Origin of the sequence: Streptomyces exfoliatus, assembly GCF_000725545.1 — a bacterium.
GTDB lineage: Bacteria > Actinomycetota > Actinomycetes > Streptomycetales > Streptomycetaceae > Streptomyces > Streptomyces exfoliatus.
In genome coordinates this window covers 18801-35859 of the sequence record NZ_JNZP01000012.1, presented here as the reverse complement: position 1 = coordinate 35859, position 17059 = coordinate 18801, and the positions used below count along the sequence as shown (strand labels likewise).

Sequence of the window (17059 nt, the reverse complement as noted above, 5' to 3'; positions counted from 1 at the left end):
GAATCCCCATGCCCACGACCGCCGACAGTCTCGCCGCCCTCACGTCCCTCGCCGGAGCCGACCTCGGCCGCACCGAGTGGAGGGAGATCACCCAGGACCGGGTGAACACCTTCGCCGACGCCACCGACGACCACCAGTGGATCCACACGGATCCGGAGAAGGCCAAGGACGGGCCCTTCGGCGGCCCCATCGCCCACGGCTACCTCACCCTCTCCCTGATCATCCCGCTCTTCGGCGAGCTGCTCACCATCACCGGCACCCGCATGAGCGTCAACTACGGCCTGGACAAGGTCCGTTTCCCCAGCCCCGTCCCCGTCGGCGCGAGGATCCGCCTCCACGGCGTCGTCGGCACCGTGGAGGAGGTCAAGGGCGACGGCGTGCAGATGCCGATCACGTTCACCGTCGAGGTCGAGGGCAGCACCAAGCCGGCCTGCGTCGCCGAGGCCGTCTACCGCCACTACGCCTGACCGACGCACCCAACGTGCCGGAGTGCCGGTCGCCCCGTGAGGTGGCGACCGGCACTCCGGCATGAGATCTCAGAAAGCGGAGGCGGCGGTCAGCTGCTCCTCCAGGGCCGCAAGCGTCCGGTAGCAGGACATGACCTGGGCGATCGAGGAGTTCGGCTCGCGGCCCTCGCGGATCGCCGCGACGAACTCACGGTCCTGCAGCTCGATGCCGTCCATCGACACGGCGACCCGGCTGACGTCGATCGGCTCGTCCTTGCCGGTGAACAGGTCGTCGTAGCGGGCGAGATAGGTGCCGTTGTCGCCGATGTAGCGGAAGAACGTGCCGAGCGGCCCGTCGTTGTTGAACGACAGCGAAAGCGTGCAGAGGGCACCGTTCGCCGCGCGCAGCTGGATCGACATGTCCATCGCGATGCCGAGCTCGGGGTGGATCGGGCCCTGGATCGCGTGGGCCTGCACGATCGGCGAACCGGTCTGGTACGCGAAGAGATCGACGGTGTGCGCAGCGTGGTGCCACAGCAGGTGGTCGGTCCACGAGCGCGGCTGACCAAGGGCGTTGAGGTTCGTGCGGCGGAAGAAGTACGTCTGCACGTCCATCTGCTGGATGTGGTACTCGCCGGCCTGGATCCGCTGCCGCAGCCACTGGTGGCTCGGGTTGAAGCGCCGGGTGTGGCCCACCATGGCGACGAGACCCGTCCGCTCCTGCGCCGCCAGGCACGCCTCGGCGTCGCCGAGGGAGGCGGCGAGCGGGATCTCGACCTGGACGTGCTTGCCGGCGTCGAGACAGGCCAGGGTCTGCCCGGCGTGCATCGGGGTGGGGGTGGCGAGGACGACGGCGTCGACGTCGTCCATCGCGAGCACCTCGTCCAGGGACGCCACGGCGCGGCCGACCCCCTGGTCGGCGGCGAACTTCCGTGCGCTCTCCAGGCTGCTGCTCACCACGGCGGCCACCTCGACGCCCTCGATGCGCCGGAGCGCCGCCGCGTGCTTGGCGCCGAAGGCGCCGCCTCCGGCCAGGGCGATCCTGAGGGTTCGGTCGTCGGTCATGTCAGTTCACTCCTTCGGCGGGCTCCTGGGCCCGGGGACGGTTCTCGAGGATCAGGTGGCCGACGGCGGTGTTGGACGCCGGCACATGGTAGAAGCGGTGCTTGACGTCGACCTCTCCGGTCCCGTCCACGTCGCTCAACGCCCCGCGGGCGATCAGCCACATGACCAGCTCGATGCCCTCCGAGCCGGCCTCCTGGACGTACTCCAGGTGCGGCACCTGCGACAGGCCGGCCGGATCCTCGATCAGCCGGTCGAGGAACGCGTTGTCCCACTCCCGGTTGATCAGTCCGGCGCGCGGACCCTGCAACTGGTGGCTCATGCCACCGGTGCCCCACACCTGGACCTTCAGCGGCCTGTCGTACGACTCGATGGCCCGGCGCAGCGCCTGGCCGAGCCGGAAGCACCGGGCGCCCGAGGGCACGGGGTACTGGACCACGTTGACGTGGAACGGGATCACCTTGCACGGCCACTTCTCGACGTCCCCGAACATCAGGGACAGCGGGACGGTCAGGCCGTGGTCGACGGTCATCTCGTTGGCGAGCGTGAGGTCGAAGTCGTCCCGCACCAGCGAGTGCGCGATGTGCGCTGCCAGGTCGGGATCGCCCTCGACGCCGGGGACGGGTCGGGGCCCGTACCCCTCGTCGGCGGTCGCGTAGGCCGCGCCCGTACCGAGGACGAACGTGGGGATCAACGACAGGTCGAACGCGGACGCGTGGTCGTTGTAGACCAGGAAGATCACATCGGGGAGGTTCTCCCTCTCCCACTCCTTGGAGAAGTCGTACCCCTCGAAGACCGGCTTCCAGTAAGGCTCGCGGGTCTTGTCGTGGTCCATCGCCGCGCCGATCGCCGGTACGTGCGAGGTGAAGACCGCGCCGGTGATGGTGGCGTGCACGGCGGGGGGCGCCGCATCGGCGTGCGCCGCTTCGAGGACGGCGTGGTCGATGCGGTTGCCCTCGACGGAGCGGCCGCCGCCGGCCATCATCGCGCGGTACTCCTCCTCGGTCATGCCGGTCATCGACCCCGCCATCTGCTGGAACGAGAGCCCCAGCGTGGCGCCCCACTTGGCGAGGAAGTAGATGTTGCCGCCCTCGTCCATGGCCGCGTTCAGGTCGCGGTCGAGCAGGGCCCGCTTCTGCTCCTCCCGCAGCGGCCACGCGTCCAGATACGCGCGCTCGTCGGCGAGGTAGCGCTCGCGGTTCTCGGCCGTCATCAGCGACATGCAGAACTGGTTGAGGTGATAGCCCCTGGCGGACTGCTCGGCGTCGAAGACGATGGTCCCCGGCACGAGTCTGTAGGTCTTGTCGAGTGACATGTTCGGACTCCGATCGTGAGGCGGGTCAGCCGGCGTCCGGCCAGTACAGGCGCGTCGGGTTGTCGACGAGGAGCTTGCGCCGCAGCTCCGGTGTGGGGGCGATGTGCGGGACGAAGTCGACGAGCAGACCGTCGTCGGGCATGTGGGAGACGAGGTTCGGGTGCGGCCAGTCCGTGCCCCACAGCACCCGGTCGGGGAACTCCTCGACGACCCGGCGGGCGAAGGGGACGACGTCGCGGTACGCCGAACGCTCGCCGTCCAGGGCGGGCGGCCCGCTCACGGACAGCCGCTCCGGGCAGGTCACCTTGCACCAGATGTCCGGCCGCGCCCGCATGAGGTCGAGGAACGCCCCGAACTCCGGGCCGTCCGGATCCTTGGTGACATCGGGCCGCCCCATGTGGTCGACCACGAGCGGAACCGGGACCGACAGGAGGAAGTCACGCAGGTCCGGCAGGTCGGCCGCCTCGAAGTAGACGACGACGTGCCATCCGTACGGGGCGATCCGCAGGGCGACGTCCCGCAGGTCCTGCCGCGGCGCCGCGTCGACGAGCCGCTTGACGAAGTTGAACCGCACGCCGCGCACACCGGCCTCGTGCAGTTCCCGCAGCTCGGCGTCGGAGACGTCGGGCCGCACCGTCGCCACGCCCCTGGCCAGCCCTCCGGAGGCCCGCAGGGCCTCGACCATGGCGCTGTTGTCGGCGCCGTGGCAGGTCGCCTGGACCACCACGGTACGGGAGAAGCCCAGGTGGTCGCGCAGGGCGAAGAGCTGGTCCCTGGACGCGTCGCAGGGCGTGTACTTCCGTTCGGGCGCGAACGGGAACACGGCCCCCGGGCCGAACACGTGGCAGTGCGCGTCGACGGCCCCCTCGGGCATCCGGTAGCGCGGCCGGCTCGGACCGGCGTACCAGTCCAGCCAGCCGGGAGTCTTCCTGAAACTCGTCGTCATCCTCACTCCTCGTAACGCAGACCGAGCTCGGCCAGCGGGCCGCGCATGCCGTACATGTCCAGGCCGAGTTCGCCCGCGCGGAACCGTGCCCGCTTGCCCTCCTCGGCCGCCTCGCGCCGGGCCGCCGCCGCGGCGACCTCGGCGGCGCGCTCGCGCGGCACGACCACGACGCCGTCGCCGTCCCCCACGACGACGTCGCCGGGACGGACCAGGGCGTTGGCGCAGACCACCGGCACGTTGACCGAACCGAGGGTGGCCTTGATCGTGCCCTTGGCGTTGACCGCGCGGGCGAACACCGGGAAGTCCATGCGCTCCAGGTCGGCCACGTCGCGCACGCCGCCGTCGATGACCAGGCCCTGGCCACCGCGGGCGCGGAACGAGGTGGCGAGCAGCTCGCCGAAGAATCCGTCCTCGCTCTCGGCAGTGCAGGCCGCGACCACCACGTCGCCCTCCCTGATCTGCTCGGCGGCGACGTGCAGCATCCAGTTGTCGCCGGGCTGCAGCAGCACGGTCACCGCCGTGCCGCACAGCCGCGCCCGGGGGTAGACGGGCCGCAGGTAGGGGCGCATCAGGCCCACCCGGCCCATGGCCTCGTGGATCGTCGCGACGCCGTACGCCGACAGGGCGGCGACCTCCTCGGGGTCGGCGCGGCTGATCGAGGTGTGGACGACACCTGTCCGGGTGTGTTCCATGAGGTGTTCTCCTGGGTCAGAGGTCGGCGACGGCGAGCCGGGCGGCGAGCCGGGGGTGGACGCGCAGGGCGTTGCCGGAGTAGACGGCTGCCCGTTCCGCGTCGGTGAGGTGCGCGGTGGCCTCGACGTACCGCTTCGTGTCGTCGAAGTGGTGGCCGCTGCGCGGGTCGACGTCGCGGACCGCGCCGATCATCTCGCTGGCGAACAGCAGGGAACGGCTGGGTATGACCCGGGTGAGCAGGTCGATGCCGGCCTGGTGGTACACGCAGGTGTCGAAGAAGACGTTGTCGAGCAGCGTCTCGGGATCCGGCCGGCCGAGCGCCATCGCCAGACCTCGGAACCGTCCCCAGTGGTAGGGCACCGCGCCCCCGCCGTGCGGGATCACGAACCGCAGCGACGGGAAGTCGGCGAACAGATCGCCCTGGACCAGCTGCATGAACGCCGTGGTGTCCGCGTTCAGGTAGTGGGCGCCCGTGGTGTGGAAGGCCGGGTTGCAGGACGTGCTGACGTGGATCATCGCGGGGATGTCGTACGCGACCATCGCCTCGTAGACCGGGTACCAGCTGCGGTCCGTCAGCGGCGGCGCGGTCCATCCGCCGCCTGACGGATCGGGGTTGAGGTTGACCGACACCGCGCCGAGCTCCTCGACCGCGCGGCGCAGCTCGGGCACGCAGGTCGCCGGGTCGACGCCCGGTGACTGCGGCAGCATCGCGCCCATCGCGAAGCGGTCGGGGTAGAGCCCGCTGACGCGGTGGACCAGGTCGTTGCAGATCCGCGCCCATGCCGAGGAGACCTGGAAGTCACCGATGTGGTGGGCCATGAAGCTGGCCCGGGGGGAGAAGATCGTCAGATCGCTGCCGCGCTCGTCCATCAGGCGCAGCTGATTGCCCTCGATCGCCTGGCGGAGGTCGTCGTCGGTGACGACGAGGTCGTCGGGGTCGGGCGCGTCCTCCGGTGCGCCGACCGCCGCCACCTGCCGTTCACGCCACCGCGCGAGCTGTGGCGGCGCCGTGGTGAAGTGACCGTGACAGTCGATGATCATGGCGTGTCTCCTGGGTTCGTCGGGGTCGGCCCCGGGGTTTGTCCGGGTCAGCCCCGGGAGCCGGCGGGCCAGCCGGTGTACTGCTCGGCGAGGTAGGCGCGGCCGGCGCGCGTGGCCACCACGTTGTCGAGCTCGCCGAGGCGGCGCCGCAGGTCGAACGGCGAGTCGCCCGGCGCGGTGTGCAGCAGCCCCGTCATCCAGTGCGAGAAGTTCTGCGCCCGCCAGACCCGCCGCATCGCGCGCGGCTGGTAGTCGTCGAGAGCGGCCTCTCCGGCGGCGCCGAGCGCCCGGGGCAGGACCTCGGCCAGGATCTTCACGTCGTGCAGCGCGAGGTTGAGCCCGCGGGCGCCGGTCGGCGGCACGGTGTGCGCGGCGTCACCGGCGAGCACCATCGAGCCCCAGCGCATCGGCTCCTGCACGAACGAACGGAACCGCAGGACCGTCTTGTCCAAAACCGGGCCCTCGTGGAGCCGGAAGCCGTCCTCGCCGGCCACCCGGGCCTGGAGCGTCTCCCAGACGCGGTCGTCCGGCCAGGCGTCGACGGACTCGCCGGGGGAGCACTGGAAGTACATCCGCTGCACGGTCTCGGTCCGCCGGCTGATCAGCGCGAACCCGTGCTCGGAGTGGGCGTAGACCAGCTCGGGCGCGCTCGGCGGGGCCTCGGCCAGGATGCCGAACCAGGCGAAGGGGTACTCCTTGCCGTACCGCACCCGCCGGTCCTCGGGGACGAGATCGCGGCACATGCTCCGGGAGCCGTCCGCGCCGACCACGTACCGCGCGCGGATCTCGTGCCGGGTGCCGTCGGCCGCGGTGTAGCGGACTCGGGGAGCGCCGGTGGTGACGTCGAGGACCTCGGTGTCCTTGACGCCGAAGTGGACCGTGCCGCCGTCCCGCTCCCGCGCGTCGGCCAGGTCGATGAACACGTCGGTCTGCGGATAGAGCCAGACCGACGCGCCGACGAGCGCCTTGAAGTGGATGCGGTGCGCCCGGCCGCCGAAGCGCAGCTCGGTGCCCTCGTGTTCGTGGCCGTCGCGCAGGATCCGGTCGGAGACGCCGGTCTCCACCAGGTCCCGGGCCGCGTCGGCCTCCAGGATGCCGGCCCGCTGCGTGGTCTCGATCTCCCGCCGGGTGCGGGTGTCGACCACGACCGTCTCGACCCCGGCGCGTGCGAGGCGGTGAGCCAGCATCAGCCCGGCGGGGCCCGCCCCGATGACTGCGACGGGAACCGAGGCAACGGTGTCGACGACGGCGTCGGCCATGGCATCTCCTGAGCGAGGGTGAACGTCCGGGACACGTCGAACGTTGACACCCGGGAGCACGGCCGGTCTCCGGTGTTTCCGTCAGGCGGAAGCCCGCTCGGTCTCAGGCGGCCGGACGGGCACGCCGATCCTCAGGCGGCCGGACGGGCGCGTCGACGGGCTCAGGCGGTCGGCCGGGCACGCCGGCCGAGCTCGTCGGAGATCCCGTACGCGGCCCTCAGCAGCGGCTCACGGAGCCCGCGGGCACGGCTCGCGCCCCGCGCCGTGAACACGATCCCCAAGGCCGCGCCGACCGGCCCGTTGCGGCCGGTCCGCACGGGCGCGGCCACCGCGACCGTGCTCTCCGAGAGCTGCCGGTCGCTCACGAAGACCTGCTCGCGGCGGATGCGGTCCAGCTGCGCGCGCAGCGTCTTCGGGTCGGTGACGGTGTGCGGGGTCCAGGCCCGCAGCGGCGACGCGAGGACCTCCTCCTGGAGTCCCGGAGGGGCGTGGGCCAGCAGGACCCGCCCCATGCCGGTGGAGCCGATCGGGAACCGGCTCCCCACCATCGTCAACAGCTCCACCGACCGGTGCCCGGCGATCCGCTCGACGAACACCAGCTCCGTCCCCTCGCGGACCGCGAGCTGGATGTTCTCGTGGGTCGCCTCGTAGAGGTCCTGCATGAAGGGCAGGGCCACATCGCGCAGGATCTGGGTGCGCGGGCACCCGGAGGCGATCTCCCAGAGCCTGAGGCCGACGTGCCACGACCCGTCCTCCGCGCGCTCCAGCGCCCCCCATCCCGCCAGCTCGGAGACCACCCGGTGCGTCGTGCTCAGGGCCATGCCGGTGCGCTGGGCGATCTCCGACAGCGTCTGCGACGGGTGCTCCCGGTCGAAGACCGCGAGGACGTCGAGGACTTTTCCAGCCGCTGTGCTCCGGGTCGCGCTCACCCGGCCAGTCTCGCAGACCGGCGTTGATGCAGCTCCGAGGGCGTCGTAGCATCTGCCGGACACCAAGGAGGCGACGTGAACAGAGAGATCTCCGGGCTGTCCTCGATGGCGACACGGCCGCTGCTCGCCGAGCTGTCCGCACACCTTGGGCGCGCGCACGGACTTCCCGTGCGCTTCGCGTCCGCGGGCGGCGTCGAGATCGCACGACGGGTGCGCGAGGGCGCGGAGGCCGACCTGCTCGTGCTCGCCGACGGGGCGCTGGCCGCCCTGGAGAAGGAGGGCCACGTCCTGGCGGGCACGGCGCGACCGCTGTGGATCTCGCAGGTCGTCGCCGCCGTACCGGAGGGATCACCTGTTCCGGCGCTCGACTCGGAAGCCGACCTGCGGGCCGTGCTGCGGTCCGCGCCGAGGATCGCGTACTCCACCGGCCCCAGCGGGACGCAACTCCTCGGTCTCATCGGCCGGCTGGGGCTCGCCGACGTGCTCGCCGGACGGCTCGTCCAGGCGCCCCCGGGGGTGCCGGCCGGCAGTCTGCTCTCCTCCGGCGGGGCCGAACTGGCGTTCCAGCAGCACAGTGAGCTGATGGACCTGCCGGGCGTCACCGTCGTCGGCCCGCTGCCGGGTGACACCGCCCTCACCTCGACCTTCGGCGGAGGCGTCCTGGCCTCCTCGTCCCGGCCGGACCTCGCCCGTGAGGTCCTCGACCACCTCGGCTCCGACACGGCGGCGCGGACCGCGCGTGCCAGGGGCATGCGGGCGGCCTCCCGCGCGTGAACGCGACGTCCCGGCGCCCCACCTGAGGTGGTGACGCCGGGACACCGGAGAACACTCAGCGGGGCAGGTTCACTTGCCGAGCCACGCGTTGTGGATCTTCAGCGTCGAGGTGTTGCCCTGCTTGTCCGTGACCACGGCGGAGAACGAGACGCCGCTGTCTTTCGCCGGACTCGCCACGGAGATCACGCCGTTGCGGACCTGCGTGGGGCGCCAGGTCTTTCCGCCGTCGTAACTCACCGACACAGTCAGCGACTTGAGGTTGGCCCCGGCCGCCGAGCCCTGCACGGTCACCGGGACCCGGACCTGCCGGCCCGCCGGGACGCGCGAGGCGAGGTCCACGGGGGCCGCGAAACGTACCGTCGACACCGGCAGCGCCGTGGTGGCCGCGACCTGCCCCGAACGGAACGTGAAGGCGGCGTCGATCCGGGTGGAGACCGCGGCGAGGCCCGCCGGACGCTCCACCGAGGTCTCCAGGCGGTACGCGGCGTCGGCCGCGTCCACCGTGAAGGGCTGCCACCCGGTCAGCGGGTCGTCGTTCGCGCCGACCTCGACGCCGTCGCGGTACAGCTTCGTCGTGGCCGAGACGTTCGCCGGGACACCGACGTGGCCCTTGCCGTCCGCGAACAGCGGCAGGGAGCCGAAGAGCCGCTGCTCGCCCGTCTCCGGGTCCGGAGCGGTACGGAAGACACCCATGCCCTCGCCCAGGAGAGGCCCGAAGACGCCCGTGTTGAACGTCTCCCGGTACGTCCTGCCGGCCTCGTAACGCTTCGGCCGGACCATCTCGAAGCCGCCCTCGAAGGCCGGGTAGCCCCATTCGTCGAGCGCGCCCAGCTGGTTGAACCTGGTCAGCCACCTCACGCCGTCGGCGGTGGAGACATGGAAGGTACGGGTGCCAGGAGCCGCCTGCGGTGCGGAGAAGCCGTTGCCCTCCGGCGCGCCCGGCAGATGGGCGTACGGGGAGGTGAGAGCCGACTTCCCGGGGGCCGAGGCGCCGAGACGGACCGTGAGCGTGGCCAGTTCGTCCGCCTTCACGTGCCGGGTGTAGCCGGTCGCGACCGTGCTCGCCTTGCCGCCGAAGGCCACCGCGTACTGGCTGCCGGCGTCCTTCAGGAAGTGCGCGTCCCAGGTCTGCAGGAGCGAGCCGTCGGTGACGGCGGGACCCAGGTGGGCGGTACGGAAGCCGGTGAAGCCCCGCAGGACCCAGCCGTTGCCGACACGGCCGCTCCCGGTGCCGACCTCGTAGTACGTCCCCGCGTAGTCCGCCCGGTCGATGCCGGGCACGGTGAGGTCCACCGGCCTCGCGGTGCGGGCGTCGGCGGTGACCGTCGTGTCACCGGAGACGTCCAGCTTCGGCTGGGCGATCCAGTCGGTGCCCTTCGCGTAGTCCGAAGGGTCCTGGTAGACGGCCGTGTTGAACGTGTAGGAGCCCTTGGGCACGCGGATCGTGTGGCTGCCCGGCTCGTCGTCGATACGGGCCTGGAAGCCGGTGGCGGCTCCGGCGACGCCCGTCAGGGTGCTGGAGAAGTTCTCGGCGTCCGTACCGTCGCGGTCCACCGCCCTCACGGTCACGTCGTACGACTCCGCCTCCCGGGTCGCCACCGCGGCCGTGCGCACGGACTGCCCCGCGCCGGTGGCGGTGACGTAGCCCGAGTAGGTGCCGTCGGCGTCACCGGTCCTGGTGTCGGCGACGAGGTCGACCTCGGCCGTGCCGCCCGCGGGCACGGTCACCTTCGAGGCGCCGAGCGAGAAGAACCCGGCCGGGGCCGGCCTGCCCGACGGGTCGAGCGTCGACACCGCCAGGTCGAGGGTGACGTCACCGGTGCCCAGGTTGCGGTAGACGACCTTCCGGGTGAGGAGCCGGTCGTCGGCGTGCGGCCACCGTGCCGTGCCGAAGTTCAGCGAGACCGGATCGGCGATCACGCTCTGGGTCAGCGCCTTGTCGACCTGGACACGGCCGGAGCCCTGCTGGAAGGCGGTGTGGGCGCCCCCCTTCGTGGACGCGGTCAGCGCGCCCTTCAGCTCGGTGGACCTCCACTCCGGGTGCCGTTGCTTCAGGATCGCCGCCGCGCCCGCGACGTGCGGGGTCGCCATCGACGTACCGTCGAGCTGGAGGTATCCCGGTGCCGGGTGCGGCGTGCCGGGGCGCGTGTCGAGGGCGCTGCCGGGGGCGGCGGCCGCGGTGACGGCGACACCGGGCGCGGTCACGTCCGGCTTCACGGCGCCGTCGCCGACGCGCGGGCCGGTGCTGGAGAAGGGCGCCAGTCTGTCGTCCTCGTCCACGGCGCCGACGGTCAGCGCGGCGTCCGCGCTGCCCGGGGAGCCGATCGTCGACGCGCCGGACTCGCCGTCGTTGCCCGCCGCGACGGCGAACAGGATCCCCTTCTCAGCGGACAGCCTGTCGACGGTGGCCTCGAGGGGGTCGACGCCGGGGCTGTCGGGGCTGCCCAGGCTGAGGTTGACCACGTCCGCGCCTTCGGCGGCGGCCCATTCGACGCCCGCGATGACGGCGGAGTCGTCCCCGTACCCCTCGTCGTCGAGGACCTTCCCGCTGATCACCTCGGCGCCGGGGGCGACGCCCTTGTACCGGCCGCCGGACTTCGCGCCGGTGCCGGCGGCGATCGACGCGACGTGCGTGCCGTGCCCGACGCGGTCCACGGCGTCGGGGGAGGCCGAGAAGTTCTTCTCGCCGACGACCCGGGTCCTGAGGTCCTCGTGGGTCTTGTCGACGCCGGTGTCGAGGACGGCGATCCTGACGCCCGTACCGTCGAACCCGGACTCCCACGCCTTGTCGGCGCCGATCCGCCGGACGCCGCGGTCCAGGCTCGCCTCGCGCACCCCGTCCAGCCACACCGAGCCGATGCCGGAGGCGGCGGCGCGCGCCCCGCCGCTCCGCTGGTTCGTCAGGGCTTCCCACACTTCGGCCACGTCGTCCGGCGACGTACGGATGGCGTCGGCGTCGATGGTCGGGAAGGTGCGCCGCAGCTGGGTGTCGCCCGCCGTACGCACCTCGGCCCGTGCGGCGCCGGCACCCCCCTCGTACCGCACGATGAGCTTGAGTCCGGCGCGGTGGCTCTCGCGCAGCCGCGGGTCGGTGAGGACGTCGAGGTCGAAGAGCCGCTGGTCGAGCCTGCCCGTGGCGATCAGGCGCTGGGCGTCGGCCGGCACCACGAGGGTGTGGCCCGGGGTGCGCTGTATCCGTACGGGTATGTGCTCACGGCCCTCGGCGGACTCGAAGCCCACCATCCGGCCCTTCGCGTCCACCACCACACGGTCGCCCGTGACGAGCGGGATCCGTTGGCCGCCGTCGACGCGTGCGGTGTCCGGTGCGGCTTTCGCGTACGCGGCGATCGCCGTCGCGGGGCCGGTCATGCCTGCTACGAGGGCCACCGATGTGGCCGCCGCGATGGTGAAGGCGTGTGCTCGCTTCACTTGTGCGCGCAAGTCTCCCCCAGGAGCTTGGGATGAGGTCGAGTGGTCGATCCGGCGCGGGGCGCGAGAGCGTGCCCGCCGCCGGTCAGCGCAGTATGTGAGGTGATCGACGGCGCTGCGGGAGCGCGGCGTCGAAGCGCATGCTTTCCGGCCACCTTGCGGCGACGCGGTGCGATGGGACGGCGATGGGGGTGTGACGAACGTGTGACGCCGGAGCGATCGTTGCGCGACACCGGCCCGCCACGGACCCTCCGGAACACGGTCGGGGCCGGGCCCCGAGCGGCTTTCGAGGGCCGGCGCCCTCGCGGTCGGAGCCCGCCCCTCCTCTTGGCCGTATCAGCCCCCCTCGGTCTCGAACGTGCGCAGCAGGTCGGCGGCGACACTGACGGCGATGGTGGCGGGCTCCTTGCCGGTGATGTCGGCGATCCCGATCGGGGTCTTGATCCGGTCGACGGCGGCCTCGTCGTGACCGCCCTCCGTGAGGAGGCGTCCGCGGAACCGTCCCCACTTGGCCGCCGAGCCGATGAGCCCGATGGAGCCGAGATGGTCGGTCCGCAGGGCGGCGTCGCACAGGGCGGCGTCCTCGGCGTGATCGTGGGTCATGATCAGGACGTGGGTGCCGGGCGGCAGCTCGTCGAGGACCTCCTCCGGCAGCAGCGGCGTGTGGTGCACCCGTACCCGCGCCACCGCGTCGCCGAGGACGGCGAGCCGCTCCTCGGCGAGGAGGTCGGAGCGGCTGTCGACCAGATGGAGGTCGAGGTCCTGGCGCGCCAGGACGCGCGCCAGTTCCATCCCCACGTGCCCGACGCCGAAGATCGCCACCGCCCGTACCACCGGCAGCGGTTCGAGCAGCACCGAGACCGTGCCGCCGCAGCACTGGACGCCGTGCCGGTTGGTCACCTTGTCGTTCAGGGCGAAGTCGATCAGCTCCGGCTCGGGCCGGGCGGCGAGGAACATCTCCCGGGCCCGGTCGATCGCGACGGCCTCGACGTTGCCGCCACCGATCGAGCCCCACGTCTCGCTCCGGCCCACGACGAGTTTCGCGCCGGCGTTGCGCGGGGCGTGGCCGCGCACGGTCGCGACCGTCACGAGCACGCCGAACTCCCGGCGTGCCCGCAGCCCCGCGACCGCGGCGACCCACGTCATGTCAGGCACTGCCGACCGCTTCCGCAGCCACGACGGCCGCTTCCGCAGCCCCGACGACCGTTTCTTCCGCCCCGGCGACCGCGTCTGCCGCCCCGGCGGCCCTGCGAGCGGCCTGGACCGCCCAGTACACGGCCTCCGGCGTCGCGGGCGACGCCAGCTCGACGGTGACCCCGGCAGGTCCGAACGCGGCGGCGGCCTGCCGCAACGCCTCCCGCACCGAGAACGCGAGCATCACCGGAGGTTCACCCACCGCCTTCGACCCGTAGACCGCGCCCTCTTCGGTGGCGTTCGCGAGCAGCCTGACGTTGAACTCCTCGGGCATCTCCGAGAAGCTCGGCAGCTTGTACGTGCTCGCCGCCTGGGTGAGCAGCCGGCCGCGGCCCGGCCCCTCACCGGCGTCCCACCGCAGGTCCTCCAGCGTCAGCCAGCCCGCGCCCTGCACGAAACCGCCCTCGACCTGACCGATGTCGATCATCGGGGACAGGCTGTCGCCGACGTCGTGCACGATGTCCACCCGCCGGACGCGGTACGCGCCGGTGAAGCCGTCCACCTCCACCTCGGCCGCGGCGGCGCCGTGGGAGAAGTACTTGAACGGGGAGCCCTGGAACCCTTTGGCGTCCCAGTGCAGGCCCTCCGTACGGTAGAAGCCGGCCGCCGACAGCTGGACCCGCTGGAGGTACGCGGTGCGCACGAGGGCGTCCCAGGCCAGCTCCCGGTCGCTGCCCGGAGTACGTGCGACGCCGTCGACGATGCGTACGTCCGAGGCGTTCGCACCGAGCCGCGTGGCGGCGACCTGGAGCAGTCGCTCGCGCAACTGCTCGCAGGCGTTCTTCACCGCCGCGCCGTTGAGGTCCGTCCCCGCGCTGGCGGCGGTGGCGGAGGTGTTGGGCACCTTGTCGGTACGCGTCGGGGCGAGGCGCACCTTGTGCGGGGGGATGCCGAGGGCGGTCGCGGCCACCTGCAGCATCTTGGTGTGCAGGCCCTGGCCCATCTCGGTGCCGCCGTGGTTGATCAGGACCGAGCCGTCCTTGTAGATCAGCACCAGCGCGCCGCCCTGGTTGAAGGCGGTGAGGTTGAACGAGATCCCGAACTTGACGCCGGTGAGCGCGAGGGCCCGCTTGGTGTGCCGATGCGCGGCGTTGAAGGCGGCGATCTCGCGCTCGCGCTCGGCGAGGCCGGCGTCGGCCTTGACCTGCTCCCAGACGGCCCTGATCCGCTCGGGCCTGACGACCGGCTGCCCGTACGGCGTGGACTGACCGGGGCGGTAGAAGTTCCGCTCCCGCAGCTCCCTCGGGTCCAGGCCGAGCAGCGGTGCGCACCGGCCCATGATGTCCTCGATCACCAGCATGCCCTGGGGCCCGCCGAAGCCGCGGAAGGCGGTGTTGGAGACCTTGTTGGTCCTGGCGACGCGGCCGGTGACGCGCGCGTGGGGGATCCAGTACGTGTTGTCGATGTGGCACAGCGCCCGCGCCACCACCGGCTCCGACAGGTCCAGGCTCCAGCCGCCGTCCGCGGTGAGGGTGGCCTCCAGGGCCTGGATGCGGCCGTCGGCGTCGAAGCCGATCCGCCACTCGGCGTGGAACCCGTGCCGCTTGCCGGACATCGTCAGGTCCTGGGTCCTGGTGAGCCGCACCCGGACCGGCCGGCCGGTCAGCCAGGCGCCGAGCGCGGCGACCGCCGCGAACCCGTGCGGCTGCATCTCCTTGCCGCCGAAGCCGCCGCCCATCCGCAGGCACTGCACGGTCACCTCGTGGCTGTGCAGACCGAGGACGTGCGCCACGATCTCCTGGGTCTCCGAGGGATGCTGGGTGCTGCTCTGGACGAACACCTGCCCGGCCTCGTCGATGGACGCGAGCGCCGCGTGCGTCTCCAGGTAGAAGTGCTCCTGGTCGGAGAACCGGAGCTCGCCGGTGAACACGTGCGCGGAGTCGGCGAAGCCGGCGTCGACGTCACCGGTCGTCATCACGGGCCGGGCGCCGTGGAAGCTGCCGGCCGCGATCGCCTCCGGAAGCGTGACCAGGGAGGGCAGTTCGTCGAGATCCACCTCGACCGCCGCCGCTCCGAGCCGGGCCGCCTCCAGGGTCTCGCCGAGCACCCAGGCGACCGCGTGGCCGTGGAACATGACCTCGTCCGGGAACAGCGGTTCGTCGTGCTTCATCCCGGCGTCGTTGACACCGGGCACGTCGGCGCCGGTCAGCACGCGGACCACACCGGGCACGGCGAGCGCCGGTGCCGTGCGCAGCGCGGTGATCCTGCCGTGGGCGCTCATGACCTGGACCGGGTGGGCGTGCAGCACGTCCTTGGTGCGGTGCACCAGATCGTCGGTGTAGAGAGCGGCGCCGGTGACGTGAAGCGCGGCACTCTCGTGCGGCATCGAGAGGCCGACGACGGGCTTCTCGGGGCGCTCGGACAGATGACTCATGACGACACCGCCTCGGTGGTTCGCGCGTACAGCTTCAGCAGGCTCTGGCCGAGCATGGCGGAGCGGTAGAGGGAGCTGGCCCGGTGGTCGTCCATCGGCGTGCCCTCGCCCCGCAGCACCACGGCCGCGGCCTCGACGGTCTGCGCCGCCCAGGGCTCGCCCTCCAGGGCGGCCTCGGTGGCACGGGCGCGGACCGGGGTGGCGGCCACGCCGCCCAGGCCGATGCGTGCGGTGCGGACGATCCCGTCCTCGATGTCGAGCGCGAAGGCGACCGCCACGCTGGAGATGTCGTCGAAACGCCGCTTGGCGATCTTGTGGAAGGCCGTGACCGGCGACAGCGGCAGCGGGACCCGCACCGCGCGGATCAGCTCGCCGGGTCGGCGCACGCTCTGCCGGTATCCGGTGAAGTACCCGGAGAGGGGTACCTCACGCTCTCCGTCGGGGCCTGCGAGCACCACCGACGCGTCCAGCGCGAGCAGCACCGGCGGGCTGTCACCGATGGGGGAGCCGGTTCCCAGGTTGCCGCCGAGGGTCGCGCTGTTGCGGATGAGCCGGGAGGCGAACTGCGGGAAGAGCTCAGCGAGCAGCGGGACGGCGCCGTCGAGGCGCCGCTCGATCTCGGTGAGCGTCAGCGCCGCCCCGATCTCGATGTGGTCGGACGCGACACGCAGTTCCCGCAGTTCGGGCAGCCTGTCGACGGCGACGACACAATCCGCTCTCCTGGAGCGGATGTTGACCTCCACACCCCAGTCGGTGGAACCGGCGACCACCACCGCCCCGGGCCGCTCCTCCAGCAGCCTCAGGGTGTCGGCGAGGGTGCTCCTCCGGAGGAACGCGCTGTCGCCCCGGGTGTACGCGGTGGCGACCGGCGCGGGCGGGGCCTGCTCACGGCGCTGCGCCAGCGGGTCGCCGTCGGCGGGCGCGCCGACGGCGAACGCGGCGTCGCGGATCGGGCGGTAGCCGGTGCAGCGGCACAGGTTGCCGCTCAGGGCGTGCAGGTCGAAGCCGTTCGGACCGTGCTCGGCGTCGGCGCCGTCCGCCGGATCCTGGTGCGCGCAGCGGTCGGGCCGGTAGTACTCGGCGGCCATGCTGCAGACGAACCCCGGCGTGCAGTAGCCGCATTGGGAGCCGCCGCGGACCGCCATCTCCTCCTGCACCGGGTGCAGGACGGGCCGGCTGCCGGGTTCTCCGGCGGTGGCGAGGCCCTCGGAGGTGACGATCTCCTGACCGTCGAGCGCCGCGGCCGGGATCAGGCAGGCGTTGACCGCCACCCAGTCGGTGGGCTTCTTCACGCCCGGCCGGGCCACCAGGACCGAACAGGCGCCGCACTCGCCCTCGGCGCAGCCCTCCTTGGTGCCGGTCAGGCCACGCTCGCGCAGGAAATCGAGCACGGTGGTGTGGGGCGCGGCGGGAGCAAGGGGTGTCTCTCGCCCGTTGACGATGATCCGGGCCGCTACCACGACGGGCCTCCGCTTCGGCGCGAGATGGGTCGATTCTTCATGTTCGCCAAGGTCAGGCAGCTTTCTGTGCTCGGAGGCGCCACGTGACGGAGACGGGCGCGAGACGGCACGCGACAGCGGCGTGCCGGGAGAAGGTG

At 72.2% G+C, this 17059-nt stretch carries 13 protein-coding genes; 2 read left to right on the top strand and 11 right to left on the bottom strand.

Annotated elements, in window-relative coordinates; translation table 11 throughout:
• Positions 1–8: 8 nt before the first annotated feature.
• A complete protein-coding gene (locus IO20_RS0114470) occupies positions 9–467 on the top strand; it encodes a MaoC family dehydratase (protein WP_030545238.1) in 459 nt (152 codons plus the stop codon).
• A gap of 69 nt (positions 468–536) precedes the next feature.
• Here the strand turns inward: IO20_RS0114470 and IO20_RS0114465 are convergent, their stop codons facing one another.
• The 7 genes from IO20_RS0114465 to IO20_RS0114435 form a co-directional block, all read right to left on the bottom strand.
• Positions 537–1511 (bottom strand): Gfo/Idh/MocA family oxidoreductase, encoded by a 975-nt coding sequence (locus IO20_RS0114465; RefSeq protein ID WP_030545235.1) that lies wholly within the window; start codon positions 1509–1511, stop codon positions 537–539.
• Between the two features lies 1 nt (position 1512).
• Entirely contained in the window at positions 1513–2823 is a 1311-nt protein-coding gene (gene ligA / locus IO20_RS38545; RefSeq protein ID WP_078945770.1) for a protocatechuate 4,5-dioxygenase subunit alpha, read from the bottom strand.
• A 25-nt stretch (positions 2824–2848) separates the two neighbouring features.
• Positions 2849–3769 (bottom strand): amidohydrolase family protein, encoded by a 921-nt coding sequence (locus IO20_RS0114455; RefSeq protein ID WP_030545230.1) that lies wholly within the window; start codon positions 3767–3769, stop codon positions 2849–2851.
• Positions 3770–3771: 2 nt separating this feature from the next.
• On the bottom strand, positions 3772–4461 hold the full coding sequence (ligK, locus tag IO20_RS0114450; protein ID WP_030545228.1) for a 4-carboxy-4-hydroxy-2-oxoadipate aldolase/oxaloacetate decarboxylase: 690 nt from the start codon (positions 4459–4461) through the stop codon (positions 3772–3774).
• A gap of 16 nt (positions 4462–4477) precedes the next feature.
• Positions 4478–5503: an amidohydrolase family protein gene (locus tag IO20_RS0114445; protein WP_030545227.1), complete on the bottom strand. Its 1026-nt coding sequence runs from the start codon at positions 5501–5503 to the stop codon at positions 4478–4480.
• Positions 5504–5550: 47 nt separating this feature from the next.
• Complete coding sequence (locus IO20_RS0114440; protein ID WP_030545225.1) at positions 5551–6762, bottom strand: 4-hydroxybenzoate 3-monooxygenase; 1212 nt, start codon at positions 6760–6762, stop codon at positions 5551–5553.
• A gap of 161 nt (positions 6763–6923) precedes the next feature.
• Positions 6924–7691 (bottom strand): IclR family transcriptional regulator, encoded by a 768-nt coding sequence (locus IO20_RS0114435; protein WP_030545223.1) that lies wholly within the window; start codon positions 7689–7691, stop codon positions 6924–6926.
• Positions 7692–7766: 75 nt separating this feature from the next.
• Between IO20_RS0114435 and IO20_RS0114430 the strand changes: the two genes are divergently transcribed.
• A complete protein-coding gene (locus tag IO20_RS0114430; RefSeq protein WP_030545221.1) occupies positions 7767–8465 on the top strand; it encodes a substrate-binding domain-containing protein in 699 nt (232 codons plus the stop codon).
• A gap of 69 nt (positions 8466–8534) precedes the next feature.
• On the opposite strand, the gene IO20_RS0114425 is transcribed toward IO20_RS0114430, so the two are convergent.
• From IO20_RS0114425 to IO20_RS0114410, 4 genes are all read right to left on the bottom strand, one after another.
• Positions 8535–11894: a S8 family peptidase gene (locus IO20_RS0114425; RefSeq protein ID WP_030545219.1), complete on the bottom strand. Its 3360-nt coding sequence runs from the start codon at positions 11892–11894 to the stop codon at positions 8535–8537.
• 336 nt (positions 11895–12230) lie between these two features.
• Complete coding sequence (gene xdhC, locus IO20_RS0114420; RefSeq protein ID WP_030545216.1) at positions 12231–13040, bottom strand: xanthine dehydrogenase accessory protein XdhC; 810 nt, start codon at positions 13038–13040, stop codon at positions 12231–12233.
• Between the two features lies 1 nt (position 13041).
• Entirely contained in the window at positions 13042–15462 is a 2421-nt protein-coding gene (gene xdhB / locus IO20_RS0114415) for a xanthine dehydrogenase molybdopterin binding subunit (RefSeq protein WP_245684951.1), read from the bottom strand.
• Positions 15459–16922: a xanthine dehydrogenase small subunit gene (locus tag IO20_RS0114410; protein ID WP_030545212.1), complete on the bottom strand. Its 1464-nt coding sequence runs from the start codon at positions 16920–16922 to the stop codon at positions 15459–15461. Before IO20_RS0114410 ends, xdhB begins: the two co-directional genes overlap by 4 nt.
• Positions 16923–17059 lie beyond the last annotated feature (137 nt).